The sequence below is a fragment of the Pedobacter heparinus genome, assembly GCF_032678725.1.
Classification (GTDB): domain Bacteria; phylum Bacteroidota; class Bacteroidia; order Sphingobacteriales; family Sphingobacteriaceae; genus Pedobacter; species Pedobacter heparinus_A.
In genome coordinates this window covers 89,961-115,846 of the sequence record NZ_JAVTSC010000004.1, presented here as the reverse complement: position 1 = coordinate 115,846, position 25,886 = coordinate 89,961, and the positions used below count along the sequence as shown (strand labels likewise).

Sequence of the window (25,886 nt, the reverse complement as noted above, 5' to 3'; positions counted from 1 at the left end):
GGAGGTTTTTTTAAGGATAAATATATGGAATTGATTGTTGAATACGGGATAGGTTTATTAACTTTACGCAAAAAAAATCCTTAGTATGCAATACGATGTAGTTGTAATTGGCTCGGGCCCGGGCGGTTATGTTGGAGCAATCAGATGTGCCCAGTTAGGCTTAAAAACAGCAGTTATAGAAAAATATAAAACCTTCGGCGGAACCTGTTTAAATGTTGGTTGTATTCCTTCCAAGGCCCTGTTGGATTCGTCAGAACATTTTCATAATGCGGCGCATACCTTCCAGACACATGGCATTAACCTGAAAGACCTGAAAGTTGATATGCCCCAGATGATTGCGCGTAAAAATGATGTGGTAGCTCAGAATACTGCAGGCATACAATACTTGTTTAAAAAAAATAAAATTGATTCATTTGAAGGTGTGGGTTCTTTTGTAGATAAAAACACCATCACGATTACAAAAGATGGTAAATCTGAAACGATAACTGCAAAAAACGTAATCATCGCTTCAGGTTCAAAACCAACGGCACTCCCTTTTTTGCCAATCGATAAGAAACGCATCATCACTTCTACTGAAGCTTTAAATATCACGGAAGTTCCAAAACAGATGGTAGTTATTGGTGGGGGGGTAATTGGCCTGGAACTTGGGTCTGTATATGCCCGTTTGGGTACAAAGGTATCTGTAATTGAGTTTATGCCTTCCATTATTGCTACCATGGATGCCGGCCTGGGTAAAGAATTACAGCGTGTACTTAAAAAGTCGCTGGGTATGGAGTTCTTTATGGGACATAAAGTTACCGGAGCTACCGCCAAGGGTAAAAAAGTTACAGTTACAGCAAATAATGCCAAAGGCGAGGAAGTGAAATTTGAAGCAGACTACTGTATTGTTGCAGTGGGGCGAACTGCCTATACCGAAGGCCTTGGCTTAGAAAATATTGGCATAAAAACGGAAGAAAGAGGAAATAAGATCCCGGTAAATGACCACCTGGAAACAACTGTTCCTGGCGTATATGCTATTGGTGATGTGGTTAAAGGTGCGATGCTTGCCCACAAAGCTGAAGATGAAGGGGTATATGTTGCGGAAAGAATTGCAGGTCAAAAACCACATATCAATTACAACCTGATTCCGGGAGTGGTTTACACCTGGCCGGAAGTAGCTGCTGTAGGGTATACCGAAGAGCAGCTGAAGGAGCAAGGTGTGCAATATAAAACAGGTTCATTCCCTTTCAAAGCCAGTGGACGTGCTAAAGCCAGCATGGATACGGATGGTTTTGTAAAAGTACTGGCAGATGCCAAGACTGATGAGATTCTGGGTGTGCACATGATCGGCCCGCGTGCTGCAGACATGATTGCCGAAGCTGTTGTTGCTATGGAATTCCGTGCATCGGCAGAAGATATTGCAAGAATTTGCCATGCGCACCCTACTTATACAGAAGCAATGAAGGAAGCTGCCATGGCAGCTACTGAAAACAGGGCCATACACATTTAATACATGTCTGATACCGTTCAGCCAAAAGGCCGCAGTTAGTTTATTCTGCGGCCTTTTGGCTGAACTCAGGATACGTTCGAAACAAGACCTTGATCGCAATTTCAATTAACCGCAAATTTTCATCAAAATGGCCATGTTGTACCTCTACATTGATGTAAGGTATCTTGTTCTTCATGGCATAAATTGATAAGGAACCATCATCAGGTGCTTTTTCTGATTGCAGAACAACGTTTACATTCTCTTTTTTAAATGCGCTAAATAATTTCGGGTCGGTTACAAAAAGCAGGTCGTCAGGATCCATACTAAAGTTAATGTGTAAAGAATCGGCTGTTGTTTCCAGTTCATAGCCCTTAAGATAGGAGGAAATGCCAAAGTCCCCATCTGTATTGTTGTGCAGTGTTAAAATATAACCCAGCTTTTCAGGATTGTACAATTTAAGAATGGTTTTGGCTGCACGATCCATCAATTTTACTACATCGTCATCAACCGGGCCATATTTTTGAATGCCTATAGGAATGCCACTTTTAGTGTAAATGCTGTTAGGGTCCGTCTGAAACCTTTCGCCCTGGTTGCTCAGTCTAAAATTCCTGCTCCCACCATACTGGCAGTCTATAATGCTGCCGCCGCTAAACCGGATGTACTCAAACGCGGCTTTTACACCGGTATCCTCATCATCGTGTATGGCCAGAAATTGGATTTTTGGAGTTCTGTAAGTATACCTCACCAGGTTTACAGTAAGGTCGTTCATCACAATCCGGGTGGTATCAGACCGCATGCCCTCAAATACAGGGGGGTGCTGTGCCCTGGTTTCGAACAATAGACAGGTCAGTAATATTAAGGTGCCGAATCTCAACATGCTGTAATTATACAGCTTTGAACTGATATTTGTTTAGTTTTGAAACAAAAAAGAGGAACTTTTAAGGTTCCTCTTTTTATTAATTTTTCTTTATTACTTGAAACTAACCTGCTCTTTATGGTCCAGCTCAAGATCATACTCCAGCACATCTTTATGGTCGTAGGGTTCAGCCAGTAATTCGTCTATAGTTTTACCTTTTTTGTTGAAGCCTAGTTTGTCTAGCATAATGTCGAAAATTAAGTAAACAACCGGTACCACAATCAGGGTTAAAAACAAGGAACTGGTTAATCCGCCCACGATAACCCAGGCCAGACCATTTTTCCACTCGGCACCCGCACCGCTCGCCAGGGCGATAGGTAACATACCAAAAATCATGGCGATGGTCGTCATTAAAATTGGACGTAAACGGGCATGGTTAGCTAAAATTAATGCTTCAGTTGTCGATTTTCCTTCTGCTTTCATGTGGTTGGTAAAATCGACCAGGATAATCGCGTTCTTGGCCACCAGACCCATTAGCATGATAAAACCTAACATGGTAAAAATACCGATAGAGTTATTCGTTAAGGCAAGTGCCAGGAAAGCCCCGATTAACGCCAATGGCAGAGAGAACATCACCACTAAAGGATAAACAAAACTATCATACAAGGCCACCATAATTAAGTAAACTAAGATGATCGATGCCATCAGGGCGATACCTAAAGTGCCAAAACCTTCTGCCTGGTTTTCCTGGTCCCCTCCCCAGGTATAACTTACGCCTACAGGCGCCTTTAACTTCCCGTTTTTTTGCAGGTCCTCCAGTTTCTTTTGAAAATCAGCAACTACGGTTCCGGTTGGTCTGCCGATAGACTGTGCTTTAACCGATACTGAAGTCGATTTATTTAAACGTTCCAATTGACTTGGCCCAGAACCTTCAGTAATCGTCGCAAATTGTGACAGTTTAATCTGTGCCCCTTTATCATTGATAAAGATCAGGTTCCGTACATCATCCACATTTTTTCTGTTGAAATCCTGGTATTGGATATTGATGTCATATTCGTACTCACCTTTTCTATATTTACCATCAGTATTGCCTGCAAAAGCGGTTTGCATGGTAGAACCTACGGTTGACAAAGTCAGGCCAACAGCAGCCATCTTATCGCGGTCAACCTGAACGTTAATCTCAGGAGTTCCTTTTTCTACAGATAATTTAATCTCTGTAGCACCTGGAACTGTTGCCAGAACTTTTTGTGCACCTTCGGCATATTTTAATGCACTATCCAGGTCAGAACCCATTACTACCAATTGTATTGGGGCATTTTCTGCAATACCCAAAATACTAATCGGCACAGTTTTAACTTTTGCACCTACTAATTCTTTAGCCAGCGCACGGCTCATTTTAGTTGCAAAAATATCTGATGAAACACCTTCACGTTCCTTACGGTCAACGAGTTTTACGTTAATCTCGGATTTATAAGCTGTAGCCTGAGTTCCACCAAAATCCCCGCTGGCCTGGCCAACAGTGGTAATCAACTGAATAATTTCCGGTTGTTTGTCTAAGAAAGCTTCAGCCCGTTGTGTGTAAAAATTGGTTTGTTCCAAAGGTGCATCTTTCGGCAATTCAATTTGAATTAAAAACTCGCCCTTGTCAGATTTAGGAAAAAACTCCGACCCGATAAAGCCAGCTCCAGCCAGCCACATTGCCGCAACAAATAGGGTTATAACAGCAGCAATGGTACGTCTTTTATGGTTTAACGACCAGGTTAAGATCTTTGTAACCCATAAGGTGAATTTTTTTAATTGCTTTTCGAACCAAAGGATGAAACGGCCGAAGATGTTTTTTCCTTCAATATGTTCCAGTTTACCATATCTCGAGAAAAGTAGAGGCACAATGGTAAATGAAGCCAGTAAGGAAAGCATTGTGGCAATAATTACCACCACGCAGAATTGACGCAGAATGTTAGACACCAGGCCTGAACTCACTGCAATAGGGAAAAATACCACCACAATTACCAGGGTAATAGATACCACGGTAAAACCAATTTCCCTTGTCGCATCAGATGCAGCTCTAACCTTATTTTTGCCCATTTCCATGTGTCGCTGGATATTCTCCAATACCACAATCGCATCATCCACAAGGATACCAACCACGAGCGATAAGCCCAATAAGGACATCAGGTTTAAAGTAAAGCCAAATAAGCTGATACCAATAAATGTTGCAATCAATGATGCCGGAATAGATACCATCACAATTAACGCATTTCTTAAACTATGCAGGAAGAACAGCATCACAAAGGCTACCAATATAACCGCAAGCATTAAATCATGGATAACTGCATCAGCAGATTCCAGGGTGAAGATAGAACTATCGTTAACAATTTTGATGTCAAGGTTATTGGCAGCATATTCTACCTTAAGTTTTTCGATGATCTTATGTACACCCTTACTTACCTCTACTGCATTTGCATCACTCTGTTTAATGATCTGAATAGCGATTGCACCCTTTCTATCAATACGGGCCAGCTTTTCAGTTTCTTTCTGAGAATCCTGTACATCGGCAACATCACGCAGGCGGACCTGTGTGCCCGATGTTGAAGTGATCAGAACAAGGTTCCTCAACTCATCCAGGTTTCGGTATTTACCAGATAAACGGATTAAAACATCCTGATTTTCTGTTTTAACACTTCCTGTAGGGAAATCTAAATTTGAGGTTAAGATCATTTGCTGTACCTGGGGTACAGAAAGATTATATCCCTGTAATTTGTCCGCATCTAAAGAAACCTGGATTTCTCTTTCTGAACCGCCAATCAGGTTAACCTGGGCAATACCACTAACCCTTGAAATTACCGGAGCAATGCGTTGATCAATTAAATCATAGAACGTAACATCATCCATTTTTGCCGAGGCAGACATGGTGATCACGGGTAAATCATCTAAGGAGAATTTACTCAGTGAAGGTGTTTTCACATCTTCAGGTAAATCTGAAAGGATGGCATTTACTTTACGCTGGGCATCATTTAATGAAATATCAATATTAGCCTTATCAGTTAAGGTAATGGTAACTGTTGATAAACTCTCAAATGAAACCGCGTTTATTTTTTTGATATTTTCCATGGAGGATACCGCATCTTCAATTTTCTTGGTTACGGTATTTTCTACCTCGGCTGGTGATGCCCCTGGGTAAATTGTAGAAATAGATACTACGTTGTTTGAGAATTTTGGCAATAACTCATAGCCCAACGAAAAGTAACTCAACAGCCCCAGTAAAGTAAGCGCAGTAAATACCACAATTACCAAAGAGGGCCTTTTTATAGATATATCTGTTATTTTCATTTTCTTTTATTTTACAATGCTAACAGGAGTGCCTTCGGCCAGGTTGATCTGTCCACTGGTAATTACAGTTTCTCCTTCGTTTAATCCTTCAAGAATTTCAACAGCATCTCCTAAAATACGACCTGCAACCACTTTGCGAAGTTTAGCGGTGCTGTTGGCCTGATCTAAAACAAATACCTGATTACTGCTTACACTGCCTACAAAAGAGCTGCGTGGAACTAAGATACTAGGTGCTTGTTTAGGGAAGTTGAATACTGCTGTTCCGTACATCCCAGCTCTAAGACTGTTTTTAATATTGTTGTCTACTTCAATCTCAATCGGGAAATTTAGTGATGCATCTGCCTTTGCTGCAATAAAGGTTATTTTGCCATTGAATTTCTCTGTTGGAAAAACAGATGATTTAATTTCTATTTTGTCTCCTATCTTAAGGTTAGCAACCTGAGATTCGTTGACGTTTACCCTTAGTTTTAATTTAGAAACGTCTACGATTTCAAACATCTGGGTTCCCTGCGTATTCACAAATGCACCAACCTCAATGTATCTTTTATTGATGATGCCATTAATCGGAGATTTGATATTCGCATCACTTAATTTTCTTTGCGAAGCCTGAAGGCGCAGTTTTGCATTTTGAGTGGCCAATTTTGCCTGATCTAATTGCTGTTGGGTTACACCACCAGTTGCATAAGAACTTTTATATCTGGCTTCATCTCTTAATGCATTTTGATAAGTTGCTTCTGCAGTTTCTCTATCTGTATTGATAATCTCTGCGTCTATGCGGGCCAGGACCTGGCCGGTACTTACACGGTCTCCTTCATCAACAAAAATTTTACTCACCCTTCCTGCATTTTCTGACAGGAAGTTTAATTCCTGTTTTGGAGCAAAGGTTCCGTTACTGCTAAAATCCAGATCAACTATTTTTTTCTCTACTGTTGCAACCCGAACGGCGACAGCTCCGCCACCTTCTGCAATAAAAGCAGTTTTGGCTGAATTCTTCTTCTTGTTGTTGCTCAATACCAGGGCAATTCCTCCCAGGGCAAGTATGATTACCAAGACTGTAATTATTCCTCTTTTCATTATAATAGCGATTTTATATTTCCGTTTGATTTGATTAATTGTATTTCGGCAATTTTATAGTTTAATAATGCCTGGGTATAGCTGTTTTGCGCCTCAGTTAATGAACTTTCTGTATCCAGCAGGTCTGTTAAATTAGCCAGACCATTGTTGTAATTGTTTTGCGTGCTTTTGTAAATTTCATTGGCCAGGTCGGCATTTTGCTTCTGTGCGGTAATTGTACTTAAGCTATTTCGCAATTGAATTTTAGCGTTCTCATACGCCATATTCAAAGCATTTGTTGATTCTTTTCTGTCTTCTCTCGCTTTTTTGATATCAACATCAGCCTGTCTGATCTTCGACCGGGTTAAAAAGCCATTAAAAATCGGCACTTTTAACGTTAATCCAACAGCGGATGCACCATAACCGATAGCGGCGCTGCTGGAGCTTAAAAAATCGAATCCACCACTTTGACTGGAATAGGTATAGTTTCCTGTCAACGCTAAAGAAGGATAGTATTCTGATACATAAGCTTTACGTTGTAGCCAGTATAGTTTGTCCTGGGTGTCCAAAATCTTTATTTCAGTTCTGTTGGCTAAGGAAAGAGAGTCTGTGAACTGCGGCAATCTGGTAACCTCGGTAAGCTCTGTTTTGGGTAGGGTGATTTCCGTATTTACCGACATACCCATAGAAAATTTTAACTGGTTTTCTAATTGCGTAATTGCATTTAAAGTTTGTTCACGTTGTGTCTGCAGATTGGTAGTGTTGACTTTGATCCGGTCCACATCGATTTTTTTTGCCAGACCGCTCTGATATTGGGTAGTGATGATTTTCTCAATCGCCCTGACATTTTTGATATTGGTATCCAGTACATTCAATTGTTGCCTGTTTACCAATACCTGATAATAGTTGTTGGCCACCAGTTCAATAATTTGCTCCTCTGTTAATTGAGCAGTAAGATTGTAATATTCTTCACTGGATCTTGCAGCTTGTAATCCTGTAAAGACTGTTTGATTGAATAATTGCTGTGAAAGTTGAACTCCCGCAGATGAATTCCAATTTTGGCCCAATTGAATTTTTTGAGTCTGGCCTCCGAAATTAGCAACCAACTGGCCGATAATAGGATTGTAGGTTAAACCTGCATTACCGGTAATTTGTGGCAGGGCCTGCGCTCTTATCTCTTCTGTTTTATACCTTCCACCATCAATATCCAGTTTGGCTTTACGTACTTTTACACTGTTTTGTACCGCATAATTCAGCGCTTCTTTCAATGTCAGTGTTTGCTGAGCGCTAACCGTATTTGATAACAATAAGCCCAGTAACAATACCGGAATCACTTTTATCTGTTTAATTATTGTGTTCATATATAGTCTATTGTTATTTTAATCCTTTAATAAATATGCCCGATAAGCTCAATTGCCTGTCCAGTATATTTTTCATTTCCTTTTTGCTGGGAAACAGTTCCTTATTGCCATGAAGGATACATAAGGAGGTGATGCCCGCCAGGCTGTCCAGATAAAGCTCTGCCGTTTTATAAACCTCCATCGGAGAGATTTCGCCCTTGTCAACCGCTCTCTGAAAAATATCTGCATGCAATTGTATATTTCTTCCATGCATGCGCATGAAATGTGTTTTTAACTCCTCAGAGTTCAAGGATGAATCCGGGCTACCCCCTGATAAATGAAGCATGTAATATTTCTGGAAAAAGCGATGCCTGATCTCAATAAAGCCGGCCATACATTCGTTCAACGGAATGTCGGCAGACAAATCCTTTTCCACCAGGTCAAAATAATCATTGAATATTTTGTCGATCACCCCCAGTACCAAACTGTTTTTATCAGGAAAATAATAATACAAAGAGGGTTTGGATACCGATAGGTCTTCAGCAATTTCATTCATTGTGGTCTTATTGATCCCATAATGTATAAAGCGCTTTATCGCACCTTCAATAATCGCGTCTCTTTTTTTATCTGTCTCTACCATTCTACTTTTTTACTTTCTGACTTTTTTATTTAAGTAGTCAAAAATACGGCCATAATCTTGCATTAAGAATTTTCGTTTAAAAATCAGTCGAAACTTACAATCGGATGACCATTTGATTAGTTTTTTGGACTCAATCCCTGTAGAAAGATCTCTGCAAAGAGTTTCTCCTTGATGAAAATTTGTTTGAACTGGTCTTTTCCGGGAAATATATTTTTGTCTTTAGACATGATATTGAAGTGTATGCCAGACAAGGCATCCAGAAATATTTCAGTGGTCAGTTTAGGGTCCTCCATTATAAATTCACCGCTTGTGACGCCACGGCTAAATAAAGAACTGATAATAATTGCTTCAAAAGCTCTTGCCTTGCTGAACTTCTGATAGAGGTCATCCGGCAGTTCATTTCCGATGATCTGGGTAGATTCCAGAAGGTTATAGTATTTTTGAATAAAAGACTGTCTTTTTTGCAGCAATTTAAATATACCTTCTGTTGAACTGCTTGTTTTGTCAATAGATTTAACCAGGTCTCTGCTGATGATCTGCATCAGGTGTTCTATTGCGCTAACATAAAGGCTTAGTTTATCAGGGAAATAATAATAAAGTAATGCTTTTGAAAACGATATGTCTTTTGCGATCTCGGTCATGGTTGTTTTAGACAATCCATAATGAGCGAATCGTTTTAATGCAGCTTCAATAATTAAAACTCTTTTTTTATCCTGATTTTCCATACAAATTTTACTGATCCCCTTCTTGCTTTACGTGTTATTTAATTTGTTTAACAACCTGGCCGAAACCATCATGATTTTCAGAAGCAAATGTCTGGCCTAAAAAACCGAGCCTTCGAGTTCTTGAACACCAGAATATAACTTCAAAGTCCTTGAAAAATCATGATAGCTTCATCACAATTAAAAAAACAAATATATACGGATGAAAAATAGGCAAAATTTTTAAATATTGCTTTTAACATATTTATTACAAGTCCTAACAATTACATTTGTGCCATACATCTAATCCCCTTTACTTGTTTATGTCAATACTGCAAGAAAATATATCCCTTAAACCTTACAATACTTTTGGTGTTCATGTCAGTTCAAAATATTTTGCCGAAATATTCAGTGAGGCTGATTTGAAAGATTTACTGGAAAAGGGGCTCACCGGACAGCAAGCACTGTTGATTCTGGGTGGGGGCAGTAATTTGTTGTTTACTAAAGATTTTGATGGGTTGGTCTTAAAAATAAGTATTCCGGGGATTTCCTCAAGGGTTGACAATGATCACATACTGGTAACTGCCGGAGCAGGGGTGGTATGGAACGACCTGGTGAATTATTGCGTAAGTAAGGGGTTTGCGGGGGTGGAAAACCTGAGCCTGATCCCCGGGACGGTTGGCGCATCACCGATACAGAACATTGGGGCTTACGGAGTGGAATTGAAAGATGTATTTCATTCCTGTACGGCTTTCGAGATCGCAACAGCCAAAAAAAGAACCTTTGATTTTGAGGATTGCGGGTTTGGCTATCGCGACAGTATTTTTAAAAATGAACTGAAAGGGCGTTACATCATCACTTCTGTTTGTTTTAGGTTAAGCCGGCAGGCGGAACTTCATACGCAATATGGAGCCATCCAGGCTGAACTTTTGAGCCGGAATATCAGTAATCCAACCATCAGTGATATTTCAAGTGTAGTTTCGGCCATAAGGGTCAGTAAGCTTCCAGATCCCTCGACTATTGGAAATGCAGGTAGTTTTTTTAAAAACCCGGTAATAAATAAGGATCAGTTCAAAACGGTGTTTGAGAAATTTCCGGATATTGTACATTATCCGGCACCCGGAGATCAGGTTAAATTAGCCGCGGGATGGCTTATTGAAGCTTGCGGCTTTAAAGGGAAGACAGTTGGACAAACAGGCACATGGAAGAACCAGGCATTGGTTTTAGTTAATCATGGTTCCGCAACAGGACAGGAAGTGTATGCTTTTTCGGAAGAAATTATAAATACAGTATATGCCAAGTTTGGCGTAAGGTTGGAAAGAGAAGTAAATATCTTGTGATATAGACCCATTTACATTATTTGAGTATTGTTAAATCCAAAAATTAATTTCTTAACACAGAAACTTGCTTTTTTGGTACATATGTTGTATATGCTTTAGTGTGTAAGATTAAACAAATCAGTGAGCGCCACTCTAAAAACTGTTTGTTCGTTTTTTTTAACCCTAAAACTTAAACATTATGACAAAAAATGAGTTCAACCTACAGCTTCACAATCATTCGGTTTCTTTGCAGTCATTCGCGTTAAATTTTACGAAAGACATTGAAGATGCAAATGATTTGGTACAAGATACTATGCTTAAGGCAGTTACCTATTATGGAAAGTTTAAAGAAGGGACCAATTTAAAAGGATGGTTATTTACCATCATGAAGAACACCTTCATTAACAATTACAGACGTTTGGTGAAGACCAATGCATTGATTACAAAATCTGATGACATTTCATCTGCTAATTTACATTACAGCGCAACAAAAAATGCCAGCGAAAGTAAATTTATTATAGGGGATATCAATAAAGCATTGTCAACTCTGCAGCCTGAATATTATGTGCCTTTTGTGAAATATTTTGAAGGATATAAATACCATGAAATTGCAGAGATGCTTGAAATTCCGATAGGAACAGTGAAAACAAGGATACACGTGGCCCGCCAGATCCTTAAAAAATACCTGAAAACCTATTCAAAAGACATTTTGGGAACAGAGGTAGTTTAACAGACAACATATCATCCCATGAGGAGCCCGGTTTCTAAAAGAAGCCGGGCTTTTTTTTGCCCTGCACAAAGCTCCGGCAAGCCTTTGCGTGTGGTTAATCCCAGCTGAGCCTGTCAGTGGCTTTCCGGTAGCGTATGAAAGGATATTTAGTCTTAGCGGAGTCCTGCTATAGTCCTATGATACTCCTTTTTTAATCCTAATACTTAAGACTGGTACTGCTCTGAGAATTTAATGCAGGGAAATAAAAAAGCCCTACTCAGTGTGAGTAGGGCTTTTAATACTGCTCCCTCTGCTGGGCTCGAACCAGCGACCCTCTGATTAACAGTCAGATGCTCTAACCAGCTGAGCTAAGAGGGAGTGCTGGTTGTCAAAACGGTGTTTCCGATACCTTAAAGAAGATAAACATTCGTTCGTTTTGGGAATGCAATATTAGGGCTTTTAAATTATTTATGCAATATTTGCAGTGAAAAAAAATAAAAAAAAAATTAATAAACTTATATGAGCCTGATAATCATAGGAACTGTAGCTTTTGATGCTATTGAAACTCCCTTTGGAAAAACCGATAAAATAGTGGGTGGTGCTGCTACTTACGCCAGTTTAGCTGCATCTTACTTCTACGATAAAGTGAAAATCGTAGCGGTCGTAGGTGATGACTTCCATAAAGATGACATCAATACTTTTACCGAACACGGAATTGACACAGAAGGGTTACAGATCAAAGCAGGAGAAAAATCATTTTTCTGGTCGGGTAAGTATCACAATGACATGAACAGCAGAGATACTTTGGTAACTGAACTGAATGTATTGGCCGACTTTGATCCGATTATTCCGGAAAACTACCAGGACTGCGAATTTTTGATGCTGGGTAACTTGACGCCAATCGTACAGCAAACCGTGATCAAGCGCCTTAAAAACAGGCCTAAGCTGATCGTATTGGATACGATGAACTTCTGGATGGACATTATGATGTCAGATTTACTGGAAACCATTAAAATGGTGGACGTATTGACCATTAACGATGCCGAGGCACGCCAGCTTTCAGGCGAATATTCTTTAGTGAAAGCTGCAAAGAAGATTTTAACGATGGGACCTAAATACCTGATCATTAAAAAAGGAGAACATGGGGCATTGCTATTCCATGAAGATAAGATCTTCTCTGCGCCGGCACTTCCTTTAGCAGAGGTTTTCGATCCAACAGGGGCGGGAGATACTTTTGCGGGTGGCTTTATCGGTTATATGGCCAAAGTTGGTACTGTAAACTTCAACAATATGAAAAATGCAATCATTTTTGGTTCGGCATTGGCTTCATTCTGTGTAGAGAAATTCGGCACGGAAAAAATTCTGAACCTCACAGAGAAAGAGGTTGCAGACCGTGTTCAGGAGTTTGTAAGCCTGAGCGCATTTACCATCGAAGCTTAATGAAGCTTTCTTAAATGTATAAATGGCGATTCAGCAACGAATCGCCATTTTTTATACAGCCAATTTTCCTATTGCCGTAAATTTCTCAAATACCGTTTCCGTATGCGGAGCATCAGGCAGCTCATCAGTTAAATCCTGCCCGGCCCAATGCTCATAATGTTTGCCGTTGCGCCATAACCTGCTTTCCGTGACATCATAGATCATTCCTTTATAAGCCACCCATATTTGTGGTTTGTCCTGTCCGTTACGTAAGGCCAGTTGTTGTTTCGTATATACAGGCAGGTTATCCATTTGTTCTGGTCATTTTGTGTCTAAAAAGCTCAAAAAGGTACACAGTCATCAACAGCATTCCCATAAAACAGGAATAAGCCTCAATCGGCAGCTGAAGCAGGCTTAATTTCAACGAAGCATTTTCATTAAATGTAAGTGCCTGCTGGCTTTTGACAATTAAGCTGACCAGGTAAAAAGGAATGAGCATGGCTGCCCAGGCCCGGTAGAAGTAATACATAAACCTTAATTTATTCCTGTATTCTATGTAAAGCAGTAAGGCAAATAGCACAAAAAATGTAATTACGGTGAACCATTTCAGGTAGCCAAAAAACAACATGGCTACACAGATGCCGAGTACCAGATTGCTGAATGACAAACTGAACCTGTCGGGACGGTTATCCGAAAACCTGGAGTTTAAAAACAGGTATACAGCTAAGCCTGTCGCGGATAGGATAGGCGTGCTAAGTCCGGCCAGGACCATATGCTGAACAACCAGGATTCCAAGGCTGGCAAAAAGAAAGCTGAGTGAAGAAAAGAATATTCCGGTGATAAGTATTGATAATAGTGCAGCTTTTATGTTGTTCATGTAAAATGATAAGGTCAGCTCCAAAAGTATGCATTTTAGTACATTTCTTAGGAGCTTCTGTTGGACTGAAAGCAGGATAGCAGCAGATTGCGTGCAGATCGCTTCGGAGATTGGGTGTCTTTTTCCGAAGCGATCTGCACGCGTTGTGCAGGAAAGGTACTTCGAAGCCAAAGTTTTTCTTTTTGTGTATATTAGTACTATCAGTTAATCACAATAAATATATGTCAAATATCAATCTGATTATTGAAGAACGCCCGGCCAGCATAGGTAGCTTTATGGTGGGCAGGTTACTGCCTTTTCGCGAGAAAAGAATGGTAGGCCCTTTTGCTTTTATCGACCATATGGGACCGGTTTGTATGAGTGACCGGGAAAATGTGGATGTACCTCCACATCCGCATATTGGATTGTCTACGCTTACCTACCTTTTTGAAGGAAGCATTATGCACAGGGATAGTTTGGGTACAGCAGTAGAAATCAAACCCGGACAGGTAAACTGGATGACTGCCGGCAAAGGGATTGTCCACTCTGAAAGAACGCCGCAATACCTGCGTGATTCGGATAAAATGATGCATGGTTTACAGATCTGGGTGGCACTGCCCAAACACCTGGAAAAAATGGAACCTGAATTTTTTCATGTGGAAGGGAAGGGGCTGCCAGAATGGACGGAGCAGGGCGTTCACTTTAAATTGATTGCCGGAGAAGTTTTCGGGCGAAAATCAGAAGTGCCGGTGTATAGCCCGCTTTATTTTCTTGAGCTGAAAACCACAAGCCCGCAAACGATAAAAACAGGCAAAGACCTGTTTGGAGAGAGTGCCTTGTATATTCTGGAAGGAGCCATAGAAAGCGAGGGCAATACGTTCGGACCTAAACAATTACTGGTTGCAAAGGACAGTAAGCTTTGTGAATTTAACATGCAGGAAAACACCACCATTTATATTTTTGGAGGCGAACCCTTTGCCGAAGGACGGATCATTTACTGGAACTTCGTGGCCTCTACAGCCGAAAGAATTGAAGAAGCAAAGACAATGTGGCTGGAACAATCGTTTATTCCAGTACCCGGGGAAACTGATTTTGTACCTTTACCGCCACAGAGTGGAAATATAAAGCCACATCAGCCCTGATAAAGAGCTATGATGAAGTTAATTCCCGCCTGATGAGTTCCTGCTGCAATACTTTTGCAGTTTTCGTGCTGCCGTCATGGCTCCATCCTGGTGGATAAATAAAATATTTCACCTTATTCTTAAACCCAGGTGCTTTTCTGACATCGGCCAGTAAGGCCCTGAATTCATGAAAAATGATATTCACCGCACCTGTATCTTCCGGCTGTTTGGTTAAGCCATAAATAATTTCTTCCTCCGGAACCTCTTCCTGAAATGTGCCAAATAACCTGTCCCATAAGATCAGCACCATGCCCATATTTTTATCCAGGTAGCGCAAATTACTTGCATGGTGAACGCGATGGTGAGCGGGGGTTACAAAAATATATTCAAATAATGGGTGAAGCTTGCCGATAGTTTGGGTATGGACCAGGTTGCCGTAAATCTGGGTAATGAGGTAAGCAAACAGGATATCAAATGCGCTAAAACCCATTAAGGCAAGCGGAAGATAGAAAAAAACTCTGTAAAGTGGTTCGAACACGGTAGAACGGAAGCCGGTGGTCAGGTTAAAGTATTCGGAAGAATGGTGAGTCACATGCATGGCCCAAAAGAACCGCACATAGTGGCCGGTGTAATGCAATACCCAATACAGAAAGTCCTGTGCCAGGATCAGTACAAGCCAGTACAGGTAAATGTTTGTGATTTGAAAAACCCTGTGGTATCTGTAAACATACTCAAGCAGCATAAAAGTACCAGCTTTTGTTGTTACATTAACTACAAATGCAACTGCCATAAGGTATATATTGGTTAAGGTGTCACGCCCCTGATAGTGCTTCCTGTCATGGGCGTAACTAAAATACATCTCAACCAGACTGAGTAAAGTGACAAAGCCGAATAAAGTAACAACAGTTATACTTTTATCAAATTCAGTCATTTTGTTTTTTATCAGGGTATTGTTATTGTTTTTCGTTGTACGGTATGTGCACTAAAAAAACCAAGGACCTCGCCACTAATGTTGCTCAGTGGATTACTGGGGGCTGCGCCGTTGTCTGATCCGTTGGCATTAATTAAGCTAAACAGATAGGCGTATACACCAGCATCTACACCATGCATTTCCGCAGTAAGTTTGTCACCTTTTTTAAAATTCAGCGCCTTGTTTTTTGTATCATTTTCAAATACCAGGTAGTCATTAACTTCCTGCCCGGTAGTAAATTCATCATTTATTACTTTATACTGTTTCTGTATCTTGTCATTGACAAACTGCTGAAACCAATAAAAGTTTTTAGTTTCCGCAGGATCTTTAAATTTTACCATTGGTGTTACTCTTGTGGTATCAAAATCAGTGGGTTTAAGTGTGAAATCTAAAAAAGGAACGAGCTGCGGCATCGTGCTGCTTGCTTTAAATACCAGGTCTTTGATATTCACGGTCAGGCTATAGGTTTCGCCGGGTACGCCGGCTACTGCTGCCGATTCATAAATGCCTTTCTCTGTTTCTGTTAACACAATGCTTGTTCCTTTGTTTTCAATTTTTACAATTGCACCGCTAATTCCATTAAACCGATTGTCATCACCAAATTCTTTGGTTTCACTAATGTATACCTTGCAAGAACCAGGTTCATTGGTTATGGTACCCTCTATTACGTATTTAAGTACGTTGTCTTTGAGCTTAAGGTCTATCGCCTTTTCGCATGACCATTGAATCGATATGAAGAGTAAAAATATAAAACGAAGTATTGTTTTCATAAGACTAAAATTTAAAATTATACGAAATTGACGGAACGAACCTGAACAAGGTTGTTCTTACTGCCTCAGTTCTGTCGGGATCTGATTCTTTATCTCTAAAAGTGATGCGATAGGCATTCTCTCTGCCATAAGCATTGTACAAGCTGAAATTCAGTTCTGATGAGAATTTCTTTGTTTGTTTGAGCAGTTTTGTAGCGCCCAGATCAAGCCGGTGGTAACTCGGCATTCTGTCTGCATTCCGGTCTGAAAAGTTGAAATAACTATGCCCAAGCAGTTTGTATTTTCCGGTAGGGAAGGTGACCGCGTTTCCTGTAGAAAAAACCCAGTTGGCAGATAACGACCATTTTTTGCTGAGCTGATACATGCTCACCAAAGAGAGGTCATGAGTTCTGTCCTGCCTGGCATTATACCAGTTGTTATCGTTGATGCCGTCAATCTGTCTTTCTGATTTAGAAATGGTATAGGCAAACCAGCCAGTTAATTTTCCGTTCTTCTTTTTTAATAAAAATTCAGCTCCGTATGCTCTTCCTCTTCCGTACAATAACTGTGTTTCTATGGGCTGATTGGTGTAAATGTCTGCCCCGTTTCTGTAGTCGATCTGATTTTGAAGTGTTTTGTAATAAGTCTCTACTGTTAGTTCATAATTGTCATTGCCTATGTTTTTGTAATAACCTAATGATACCTGGTCACTTAATTCAGGTTTAATGATATTGGTACTTGCTACCCACCTGTCTGTTGGAGAGGAAGCGTTTGAATTGGAGATCAGGTGTAGGTTTTGTGCATTTCTAACGTAAGAGGCCTTAAGTGCTGTTGACTCATTTAATTGTAATGCAGCTGCGATCCTTGGTTCAAAATTCAGGTAAGTTTTTACAAGCTCTCCCTTTTTGTAACTGACAGATCCTGTTACCGCACCAGCATCATCTACAGTGTAGTAATCGCCTTTTCCAAGTATACTGAATGCTGAAATCCTGAATCCATAAGTAAAGCTGAGTGCGTTACCCACTTTCCAGGTATTGCTGGCATAAACAGCATTCTCCAATGAATACCGGTTTTGCAGGTCTTGAGAAATCAGGCCTGAGTTGCCGGTGGCTTGTACTTCACCAGGTTTGATGGTATGGTAAATGGAGTTTAACCCAAAGCTCAGGGTATTCTTTTCATTTGCATACCATTGTAAATCTTCTTTAAAATTCCAATCTCTGATCTGAGAGAATAAGCTCAATGAATTTTCGTCAGTTGTGGATTGAATCTTATAGTTGTAGTTGCTGAAAATAATGGAAGTATTGGAAAATAATTTATTGTTGAATACATGATTCCATCGCAATGTTGATGCTGCATTTCCCCAATTTATGCCTATCAGGTTATCGGACCCTAAAACATCCTTGCCAAAGTAGCCTGATACAAATAAGCGGTCTTTATCACCCAGGATATAGTTGGCTTTTAAATTGACATCATAGAAATAGAGTTTTGCATCCCTGGCGTCAGAGTCGCTGGATAGCTTTAAAAACATATCTGCATAGGTTCTTCTGGCCGAGATGAGGAAGGATGACTTCTCTTTCTGAATTGGTCCTTCAACATTGATCCGGGCAGCAATTAAGCCCACGCCACCGCTTACGCCATATTTTTGATTATTGCCATCATTCATCTTTACATCCAGCACCGAGGACAGCCCGCCTCCATATTGTGCCGGCATACCACTTTTATAAAGCGTTACATTTTTAATGGCATCTGAATTAAAGGTGGAAAAGAATCCCAACAGGTGTGATGCATTGTAAACCGGGGCTTCATCTAAAAGAATCATATTCTGATCGGCACTGCCACCACGTACAAAGAAACCTCCACTTCCTTCTCCCGAGGTTTTGACCCCCGGTAGCAACTGTAAGGTTTTGATCACATCGCGTTCACCAAGCAACACCGGAACATTTTTGGTCTCGCTGACACTCAGTCGTTCCATGCCCATTTGCGGGTTGTCTATATTCCTTTTAGTCGCAATTGTTGTAATCGTTACCGTTTCTAATTCGTTTAAGTCATCTTCCATAGCCACATTTAAGTTGATGTTTTTTTGCAGGTCAACCGTTGTTCTGTAAGTTCTGGAACCTATTGCATTTACATTAATGGTGTAATTGCCCTGAGGAAGGGTAAGCGAGAAAAATCCATATTCATTACTTGATGTAGCATATTTGGTGTCTGCTGCACGAATAGTCGCCGCTATTAATGTTTCACCAGTGCTGGCAGATTTAATAGTACCACTTATAGTGTGCTTTTCTTGACTTTGTACCGGATTGGCCGCCGGACCGGCTTCCTGCTTTTTTTCTTTTGAGGAGTCTAAGCGTATAAATATTTCTTTCCCGAGGGCACTGAACTGGAGCGGATGCCCGGTAAAAGCCGTATTCAAAACTGTCGAGACAGGCTTGTCATTTGCGGTGACACTGATCCTTATTTTACTCACAGCCACCTGTTCGTTGTAAGTGAATTTAATCCCACTGATACCACTCATCTTGTCTAAAGCAGTTTTTAGTGATTCATTTTTTAGGTTTATGGTGATTTTTTTGCTGAGCTGTTCCTGCGCATGTGTTTGGGTTTGTGCAATTAGCAACAACAGCAATACGATGGCAATAAGGGTCAGGAACCTGACCGATCCATTAAGTTTCATATAATTGTTTTGTGTGTTCCTATTACAAGACCGGGATTAAATATTTTCTGCTTTACAGCAAGATTTTATCCAGGTTTCATAACTTTATCATTGGATTGATTGAATTGCCCTTTAGTTCTCAAGGCTTGGGCATTTAAATTAATTGGATACTTGCCTGGTTGTGTAATTACATTGCCGGGCATTTATTTTATAATAACATACTTCCCTCCATCTTTCTCCCATTTAGTTTCCATTACGGTACATAGTTTATCTAAAGTGTCATTTAGCGGATCGGTCATGTTCAAACCTCCGTAAAAGGTTCTTGCATATAAATCGGCATCAAGCCCGATACGAATGTTGTATTGGTTTTCCAGATCTTTAATTACTTCCTGAAGTGCAGCTCCCTTATAATCATATAAGCCTAACCGCTTATTAAGGAAAGCTGCCGCATCCGGATAGTTTACCTTGGTGATGCGCAAAGCAGCCTTGTCAATGATAAGGCGCTGATTAGCTGTTATGGTATCACGCCTGGTATGGTTGTTGCCATTTAAGGCAACGGCTACCTTACCGGTAACCAGGGTTACATTTATGGTGTGTTGTTTTGTGTATGCTGTGACATTAAAACTAGTGCCCAGTACGGTTGTACTTACTTCCTCGCTCTTTATAATAAATGGATGGTCAGCATCATGTGTTACTTCAAAAAAAGCTTCACCATCAAGTGTTACCAGGCGCTTGTTATCGTCAAATTGTGCAGGATAGCTGAGTGTGCTATTTGGGCTAAGCCAAACTTTTGTGCCATCTGAAAGCTGCAGCTTTTTCCGTTCGGTAGTTGCACGCGCAAGCAGGTGTTTTGCCGCAGGGTTAAAAAGACGGGCGATATTTGACTGGTAAAAGTATATTCCTGTTAATGCAATCAGTAATGCTGCTGCTCCAATCCATTTCTTTAAACCATAGTATTTATTTTGGTTTACATCCAGCTTTATTTGTTTTGCCTCCTGTTGCAGGAATGGCGGTATTAATCCCTTTTCAGGGAGTGCTGCTGTCTGATCCCAGGTATCAGACAATAAAGCCATGATTTCTTCTTTATCCTGATGTCCATTTAACAGGCTGAAGAACTGTGTAAGTTCGTCTGCGCTGCATCGGTTATGCAGATATTGGTCATACAGGTATTTAAATTGCTCTTTTTCTTTCACCATTTAATCATTAAGCCGGACATGCCTGTGCCGTCCGTTTATTACTATACAATTGAAAAAGCAGGGGGGACTAGTTGGGCCGAAAATAATTTGAAGAAGCCACAATAAAGCAAATGATACTTCCATGTTTACTTACATAGCTGCGGATAAACTTTGTCGCTTCAACTATATGGTTTTTTACGGTGTTCTTTGAAATGTTCAGCTTTTCCGCAATCTGTTCATGTGTCATCTCTTCATTGCGGCTCATCTGATAGATCAGTTTCTTTTGGGGAGGTAGAAGTGCGATGGCCTGGTCATGCGTTTTCAGCAGCTCTTTTTCCAGTAAATTATCCTCTGTTGTATTGCGGATGGCATCTATGTAAATGAACAGTTCTTCCTGAAGCCGGCGGTCACGTGCCACTTTCTTCAGGTGATTGAGTACATGGTTCAATGTGACCTTTTTAAGGTATGCAGCAAAATTCATTTCGGTATTGATCTGTTCTTTTTTCTGCCAGATCCTGATGAATACTTCCTGGACAATTTCTTCTGCAGTTTCCGTTGACTTGCATAAATTACAGGCATAAGTATACATCTTTCCCCTGTACAGGTTGTAAATCTCTGCAAATGCCAGCTGGTCGCCCTTCCTCAGTTTGATCAGCAGTTCATTGTGTTCAGTGGTATCCGGTTGATCTGTATGCATGAAAATCTATTGCGCCCAATGTTAAATAAATTTTTCAACACAAAAAAATCCGGGGTAATATCCGATGGCTTACCTGCCGGTAAGGTCTATGCTAAAACTGTCAAATAAAGCTGCTGTTTTGTTGATCATACGATTGTCTTTATTGGCAACAGTATAGTATTCTCCTTTAATCGTAAAATTGAATGGAGTTTTCTCAATGGAAACCTTTAAAAAACCATGTTTATTGTCGCAATAGTTGTCCAGCTGTACCTGGTCGAGCACGGGGCTCTGTGTGCAGTAAGCGGGATCCGAAGGATCGGCCAATGTATGTAATTCTTCGAAGCCTCCGGCTCCTGCAACTATAAAAGGAACTGTTTTTCCATCTGGATATTGCTTGTTAAACCTTTGGTAGTTGTGTACATGACCACTAAAAACAACGTCTGGTTTTACGCCCGCTGCTTCAAAAGCGGATTCGAGGAACTCAATCATATTAAGGCTCGAGCCATGGTTGAAATCGGCGGAGTAAGGCGCATGATGCAGGCATACGATAATTGCCTTTTCTGAACTGTATTTCGCTGCGTTTTGAAGCTCTTTAATGAACCAGTTTTCCTGCTCTTTTTTTATACAACCATATTTGGGTACATTGGTGTAAAGTCCTATTATGGTCGCCAGGGGTGCTTCCATCGTCCAGTAAACATGAGGCTGCACCTGGCTTTTGCGTTTTGCATGCTTTCCAAAGTAGATTGTTTTCGGACAGGTATTGCAGAATGTGGTATAAAAAGCTTCCAGGCTTTCATAAGGCTCCTCACTTTCAGGATTGATATCACTGTCATGATTTCCGGCAATTGCATAAATGGGGGCAGGGTATTGCTCAAAGGGTGTCAAGAACTGGCCGTCATATTGTGCTGCTTCGCCATAATGGTATACAATATCTCCCAGATGATATAAAAAAGCAGGTTGCTCGTTTGAGGCTGAATCCAGGTATTGAGCAGTCATTTGACCCACAACCTCTTGTTTATAACCAGGGATGTCCAGTCCTCCGGTATCACCAACCATATGAAAAATGAGTTTTTCATTTTTACCACAATTTCCAACGTTTAACCGGTATGGATAACTGCCGGAGGGTTGTGGTAAAGACTGGAACTTATGAGCGTCATCAATGCGCTCTGTTTTTAAAACAGCGCTGTATAAAACTTTTGTACTGATCATAACCATATGCTTGTGATTACAATAAAATTAAAGTACTGGTATTAAGGTAAAGCCGTACTGGTATTAAGGTATTGTTAAGTAATTGATAATTACTAACTATTCCGGTTTTAAAGTCAACTGTAATCCTTTTGTAATAAGTGATATATTCGATTGGCATTGTAATAATTAGAAAATTTTATTCTCTAATTTTGAAACTGAATTTTATAAATATCTTTATGAAACGTTTCCTCTTTATGGCTGCTGCGTTACTGATACTCAGCGCTTGTGATAACACTAAAATGCAGCTGAGGGCTCCTGCTGCTGAACAGACCGCCGCTAACACGTCAGTTGCTAAAACTGATACAGTTAAAGCAGATACGGTAAATGTCGATACCGGCAGCACCGCAGTAAAACGCTAAAAAACTTTTAGCGGCCTGACATAGGGTTGTCATCAGCTCCTTTTACCTTTGTTCCAACAAAAAGATAAAAAATGGAAAATCAAATCATCCCGTCGTTTTCAGTAATAGGAATCACGGTCAGAACCAGCAATGCTGCCGGCCATGCGGAAAAAGACATCCCTGAACTCTGGAACAAATTCCATTCGTCCAATATTGCTGCGCAGCTACCCGGACTGGTCAGTCATGATGTGTATAGCATTTATACGGCTTATGATGGCGACCATGCCCAGCCGTATACCACCTTGATCGGCTACCGGGTAGAGAACCTGGACCATATTCCGGAAGGGTTATCCGGCCTGCTCATTGAAGGCGGAACTTATCAGAAGCTTACAGTAAAAGGCAATTTGTTAAAAGGGCTTGTGTTTGATGCCTGGCTGGAGATTTGGAATGCTGACATCCCAAGGGCATATACTGCTGATTTTGAGGTTTACGGAGAGCAAGCGCTAAACCCGGAAAATGCCGAAGTTGACATTTACCTGTCCGTTACAGCTTAGGCCCACCGTAAACAGTTCCCGTAACCACAGCCGGTTGTTCAAATTGTAAAAATATTATTCCGCAGGGCTTTAAATAGCAATCGTTAAATATCTTTTACTAAGTTTGAATATACTAACTCATTTAATTTATGATAAAATTGAATAAATCTGCAGGTCTTGCTGTAGTTGCCGGAACTGTACTTACGATGGCAGCATGTAACGGTCCGGGCATTAAAACTGCTGACCTTTATTCGGGGGTTGTCCTTAAAAATATGGATACGACAGTAGCTCCCGGCAATAATTTTACGGCCTATGTGAATGGTGCCTGGATGAAAAACACCAAAATTCCTTCAGATAAAGCTTCCTTTGGCGCGATGGCCATTATAAACGATAAAGCCCAGGATGATGTGAAGGCCATCATAGAAACTGCAGCCAAGATTAAGGCTAAGGAGGGTTCAGAAGCGCAAAAGATAGGAGATTTTTACGAGTCTTACCTGAATATGAAAGTGCGCGATTCGATTGGCCTGAGCCCGCTTGCTGCCGAATTTAAGAAGATTGATGCGCTGGGCACAAATAATGATCTTGCAGGTTATTTTGCTTATGCCAATAAATTGGATTTTAAGATCCCTTTTAGCCTGGGCGTGATGGAGGATTTTAAAGATCCGAAAAAATATATGCTATACAGCTGGCAGGGTGGACTGGGCTTACCAGACCGCGATTATTATTTGCTTAAGGATGCGAAATCAGCAGAGATTCGTGATCAATACCTGTTGCATGTAGAAAACATGCTGAAGATTGCAGGCATAGCAGATGCAAAGGCTAAAGCCAGCCAGATCATGGCTTTGGAGACATTGCTGGCTGCCAAACAGATGAAAAAGGAAGATACCCGGAACATCGCGGCTTTGTACAATAAATATGCAGTAAAAGACCTGAATAAACTATTGCCGGATTTTGACTGGAATATGCTGCTGAGTGCGGGTGGTATCAAAGGTGTGGACAGTTTGGTGGTTACGCAGGTAGCCTATACCAAAGAGCTGAGTGCTATCCTGAAAAATACACCTCTGGATACCTGGAAAACCTATCTGAAATGGGGCGTCATTACCGCTTCTGCAAGTACATTAAATACGGCACTGGATCAGGAAAACTTTAATTTTTATGGAAAAACCCTGCGGGGTATCAAAGAACAAAAACCACAATGGCGGCGTGCGGTTGATGTAGTGAACGACAATCTGGGCGAAATGGTGGGCAAATTATATGTTGAAAAACATTTTCCTGCAGCAGCCAAAGAACGCATGGTGAAATTGGTAGCCAACCTTTTAAAAGCTTACGAAGTGAGTATTCAAGAGCTGGACTGGATGAGCCCGGAAACTAAAAAGCAAGCCCTGATAAAGATCAGCAAGTTTACGCCTAAAATAGGCTACCCTGATAAATGGAGAGATTACAGTGCTTTAAAGGTAAGCAGGGGAGATCTTTATGGCAATAATGTACGGGCTACTGAGTTTGAGTACAACAGGACCATCAATAAGCTGGGTAAGCCGGTAGATCGCACCGAGTGGGGGATGAACCCGCAAACAGTGAATGCTTATTACAATCCACCTATGAACGAGATTGTATTTCCTGCAGCAATTTTACAGCCCCCTTTCTTTGACAGAAACGCAGATGATGCCGTAAATTATGGCGGTATCGGTGCGGTGATCGGACATGAGGTTGGTCATGGCTTTGATGACCAGGGCAGCACTTTCGATGGCGACGGGGTGATGCGCAACTGGTGGACCAAGAAAGACAAGGAAGAATTTAAAAAAAGGACCAATGCATTGGTTGCACAATACAATGCGTTTAAGGTATTTCCTGACCTCCATGTGAATGGGGATTTTACTCTTGGCGAAAACATTGGGGACCTGGGCGGTTTAAGTATTGCATTAAAGGCTTATAAGGCCAGCTTAAACGGAAAGCCAGCACCTGTGATGGACGGTTTTTCAGGCGAACAAAGGGTGTTTATTGGCTGGGGGCAAGCCTGGCTAAATAAAGCTACAGAAGAGGCCTTAAGAACTCAGGTGGGAACAGATCCACATGCTCCGGCTAAGTTCCGGGTAAATGGTGTGGTGAGGAATATCCCTGAGTTTTATACCGCCTTCCATGTAAAGCCAACTGATTCCTTATACCTTGCTCCTGAGAAAAGAGTAAAGATCTGGTAAAGCAAAGGCCTGTTCATCATTGATGAACAGGCCTTTGCTTTAAATGTTATCCAGCTTAGCTGCTGATGTAGCTCTCCAGCTGGGAAATGGTCTGCTTCTGATCTTCAATAATGAATTTTACCACGTCACCGATAGATACCATTCCTAAAAGTACGTTTTCCTGCATTACCGGTAAGTGCCTGATGTGCTTGTCTGTCATAATGCCCATGCAAAACTCTATGCTGTCCGATGGCAGCACCGTAATGGGATGGGCTGTCATCACTTCATTTATAACGGTTTCGGCCGAAGATTTTCCATGCAAAATAATCTTTCTGGCGTAATCACGCTCCGTAAAAATTCCCAGCAGCCGATCCCCCTCCAGTACAAGCAAGGCACTGATGTTTTTTTCCATCATTACTTTTAAGGCATCTAAAACTGATGAATTTTCTGCTACAGCGAAAATTTGTGCCGATTTGGTGCTGAGTAATTGTTGTACCGTTTTCATAAAGAATTCATATTTAGCTGATTAAATTTAACTAAAAAAAATGAATTTCAATAATC

23 protein-coding genes and 1 tRNA gene are annotated in these 25,886 nt (G+C 40.8%); 8 read left to right on the top strand and 16 right to left on the bottom strand.

The features are described from left to right. Positions 1-85: 85 nt before the first annotated feature. Positions 86-1,489 (top strand): dihydrolipoyl dehydrogenase, encoded by a 1,404-nt coding sequence (gene lpdA, locus R2Q85_RS07900; RefSeq protein WP_316811222.1) that lies wholly within the window; start codon positions 86-88, stop codon positions 1,487-1,489. Between the two features lie 40 nt (positions 1,490-1,529). On the opposite strand, the gene R2Q85_RS07895 is transcribed toward lpdA, so the two are convergent. The 6 genes from R2Q85_RS07895 to R2Q85_RS07870 all read right to left on the bottom strand — a co-directional run bounded on the left by R2Q85_RS07895 (position 1,530) and on the right by R2Q85_RS07870 (position 9,412). Then, a complete protein-coding gene (locus R2Q85_RS07895; protein ID WP_316811221.1) occupies positions 1,530-2,345 on the bottom strand; it encodes a hypothetical protein in 816 nt (271 codons plus the stop codon). Positions 2,346-2,438: 93 nt separating this feature from the next. Continuing rightward, on the bottom strand, positions 2,439-5,654 hold the full coding sequence (locus R2Q85_RS07890) for an efflux RND transporter permease subunit (RefSeq protein ID WP_316811220.1): 3,216 nt from the start codon (positions 5,652-5,654) through the stop codon (positions 2,439-2,441). A 6-nt stretch (positions 5,655-5,660) separates the two neighbouring features. Further along, positions 5,661-6,728 carry an efflux RND transporter periplasmic adaptor subunit gene (locus tag R2Q85_RS07885; RefSeq protein ID WP_316811219.1) on the bottom strand — a complete coding sequence of 356 codons (1,068 nt, stop codon included), beginning with the start codon at positions 6,726-6,728 and terminating at the stop codon, positions 5,661-5,663. Beyond that, positions 6,728-8,068 carry a TolC family protein gene (locus tag R2Q85_RS07880; protein ID WP_316811218.1) on the bottom strand — a complete coding sequence of 447 codons (1,341 nt, stop codon included), beginning with the start codon at positions 8,066-8,068 and terminating at the stop codon, positions 6,728-6,730. Before R2Q85_RS07880 ends, R2Q85_RS07885 begins: the two co-directional genes overlap by 1 nt. Before the next feature lie 13 nt (positions 8,069-8,081). After that, on the bottom strand, positions 8,082-8,687 hold the full coding sequence (locus R2Q85_RS07875) for a TetR/AcrR family transcriptional regulator (protein WP_316811217.1): 606 nt from the start codon (positions 8,685-8,687) through the stop codon (positions 8,082-8,084). 116 nt (positions 8,688-8,803) lie between these two features. Further along, positions 8,804-9,412: a TetR/AcrR family transcriptional regulator gene (locus R2Q85_RS07870; RefSeq protein WP_316811216.1), complete on the bottom strand. Its 609-nt coding sequence runs from the start codon at positions 9,410-9,412 to the stop codon at positions 8,804-8,806. Positions 9,413-9,711: 299 nt separating this feature from the next. On the opposite strand from R2Q85_RS07870, the gene murB reads away from it, so the two are divergent. Further along, the gene (murB, locus tag R2Q85_RS07865; RefSeq protein ID WP_316811215.1) at positions 9,712-10,728 is read left to right on the top strand and encodes a UDP-N-acetylmuramate dehydrogenase; all 1,017 of its coding nucleotides are present in this window, start codon (positions 9,712-9,714) and stop codon (positions 10,726-10,728) included. 178 nt (positions 10,729-10,906) lie between these two features. After that, positions 10,907-11,437 (top strand): RNA polymerase sigma factor, encoded by a 531-nt coding sequence (locus R2Q85_RS07860; protein WP_316811214.1) that lies wholly within the window; start codon positions 10,907-10,909, stop codon positions 11,435-11,437. Positions 11,438-11,720: 283 nt separating this feature from the next. Here R2Q85_RS07860 and R2Q85_RS07855 read toward each other — a convergent pair. Then, positions 11,721-11,794 (bottom strand) — tRNA-Asn (locus tag R2Q85_RS07855). A 141-nt stretch (positions 11,795-11,935) separates the two neighbouring features. Between R2Q85_RS07855 and R2Q85_RS07850 the strand changes: the two genes are divergently transcribed. Next, positions 11,936-12,856, top strand: coding sequence for a PfkB family carbohydrate kinase (locus tag R2Q85_RS07850; RefSeq protein ID WP_316811213.1), 921 nt, complete (start codon positions 11,936-11,938; stop codon positions 12,854-12,856). 51 nt (positions 12,857-12,907) lie between these two features. On the opposite strand, the gene R2Q85_RS07845 is transcribed toward R2Q85_RS07850, so the two are convergent. Both R2Q85_RS07845 and R2Q85_RS07840 read right to left on the bottom strand, forming a co-directional pair. Next, positions 12,908-13,147, bottom strand: coding sequence for a cytochrome b5 domain-containing protein (locus R2Q85_RS07845; protein ID WP_316811212.1), 240 nt, complete (start codon positions 13,145-13,147; stop codon positions 12,908-12,910). Next, on the bottom strand, positions 13,140-13,712 hold the full coding sequence (locus tag R2Q85_RS07840) for a lycopene cyclase domain-containing protein (RefSeq protein WP_316811211.1): 573 nt from the start codon (positions 13,710-13,712) through the stop codon (positions 13,140-13,142). The genes R2Q85_RS07845 and R2Q85_RS07840 overlap by 8 nt, the downstream gene beginning before the upstream one ends. Positions 13,713-13,933: 221 nt before the next feature. On the opposite strand from R2Q85_RS07840, the gene R2Q85_RS07835 reads away from it, so the two are divergent. After that, positions 13,934-14,833 (top strand): pirin family protein, encoded by a 900-nt coding sequence (locus R2Q85_RS07835; protein ID WP_316811210.1) that lies wholly within the window; start codon positions 13,934-13,936, stop codon positions 14,831-14,833. Positions 14,834-14,840: 7 nt separating this feature from the next. Here the strand turns inward: R2Q85_RS07835 and R2Q85_RS07830 are convergent, their stop codons facing one another. The 6 genes from R2Q85_RS07830 to R2Q85_RS07805 all read right to left on the bottom strand — a co-directional run bounded on the left by R2Q85_RS07830 (position 14,841) and on the right by R2Q85_RS07805 (position 22,241). After that, positions 14,841-15,743 carry a sterol desaturase family protein gene (locus R2Q85_RS07830; RefSeq protein ID WP_316811209.1) on the bottom strand — a complete coding sequence of 301 codons (903 nt, stop codon included), beginning with the start codon at positions 15,741-15,743 and terminating at the stop codon, positions 14,841-14,843. An 11-nt stretch (positions 15,744-15,754) separates the two neighbouring features. After that, complete coding sequence (locus tag R2Q85_RS07825) at positions 15,755-16,552, bottom strand: DUF4249 domain-containing protein (protein ID WP_316811208.1); 798 nt, start codon at positions 16,550-16,552, stop codon at positions 15,755-15,757. Between the two features lie 4 nt (positions 16,553-16,556). After that, positions 16,557-19,202 (bottom strand): TonB-dependent receptor, encoded by a 2,646-nt coding sequence (locus R2Q85_RS07820; protein ID WP_316811207.1) that lies wholly within the window; start codon positions 19,200-19,202, stop codon positions 16,557-16,559. Between the two features lie 182 nt (positions 19,203-19,384). Next, positions 19,385-20,377 carry a FecR family protein gene (locus R2Q85_RS07815; protein ID WP_316811206.1) on the bottom strand — a complete coding sequence of 331 codons (993 nt, stop codon included), beginning with the start codon at positions 20,375-20,377 and terminating at the stop codon, positions 19,385-19,387. 67 nt (positions 20,378-20,444) lie between these two features. Continuing rightward, the gene (locus R2Q85_RS07810) at positions 20,445-21,053 is read right to left on the bottom strand and encodes an RNA polymerase sigma-70 factor (RefSeq protein WP_316811205.1); all 609 of its coding nucleotides are present in this window, start codon (positions 21,051-21,053) and stop codon (positions 20,445-20,447) included. A gap of 69 nt (positions 21,054-21,122) precedes the next feature. Beyond that, on the bottom strand, positions 21,123-22,241 hold the full coding sequence (locus R2Q85_RS07805) for a metallophosphoesterase family protein (RefSeq protein ID WP_316811204.1): 1,119 nt from the start codon (positions 22,239-22,241) through the stop codon (positions 21,123-21,125). 215 nt (positions 22,242-22,456) lie between these two features. On the opposite strand from R2Q85_RS07805, the gene R2Q85_RS07800 reads away from it, so the two are divergent. From R2Q85_RS07800 to R2Q85_RS07790, 3 genes are all read left to right on the top strand, one after another. Continuing rightward, complete coding sequence (locus tag R2Q85_RS07800) at positions 22,457-22,639, top strand: hypothetical protein (RefSeq protein WP_316811203.1); 183 nt, start codon at positions 22,457-22,459, stop codon at positions 22,637-22,639. Positions 22,640-22,710: 71 nt separating this feature from the next. After that, the gene (locus tag R2Q85_RS07795) at positions 22,711-23,172 is read left to right on the top strand and encodes a GyrI-like domain-containing protein (RefSeq protein WP_316811202.1); all 462 of its coding nucleotides are present in this window, start codon (positions 22,711-22,713) and stop codon (positions 23,170-23,172) included. A gap of 128 nt (positions 23,173-23,300) precedes the next feature. Continuing rightward, complete coding sequence (locus R2Q85_RS07790) at positions 23,301-25,346, top strand: M13 family metallopeptidase (protein ID WP_316811201.1); 2,046 nt, start codon at positions 23,301-23,303, stop codon at positions 25,344-25,346. 55 nt (positions 25,347-25,401) lie between these two features. Here the strand turns inward: R2Q85_RS07790 and R2Q85_RS07785 are convergent, their stop codons facing one another. Then, positions 25,402-25,830 (bottom strand): CBS domain-containing protein, encoded by a 429-nt coding sequence (locus tag R2Q85_RS07785; RefSeq protein WP_316811200.1) that lies wholly within the window; start codon positions 25,828-25,830, stop codon positions 25,402-25,404. Positions 25,831-25,886: the final 56 nt, after the last annotated feature.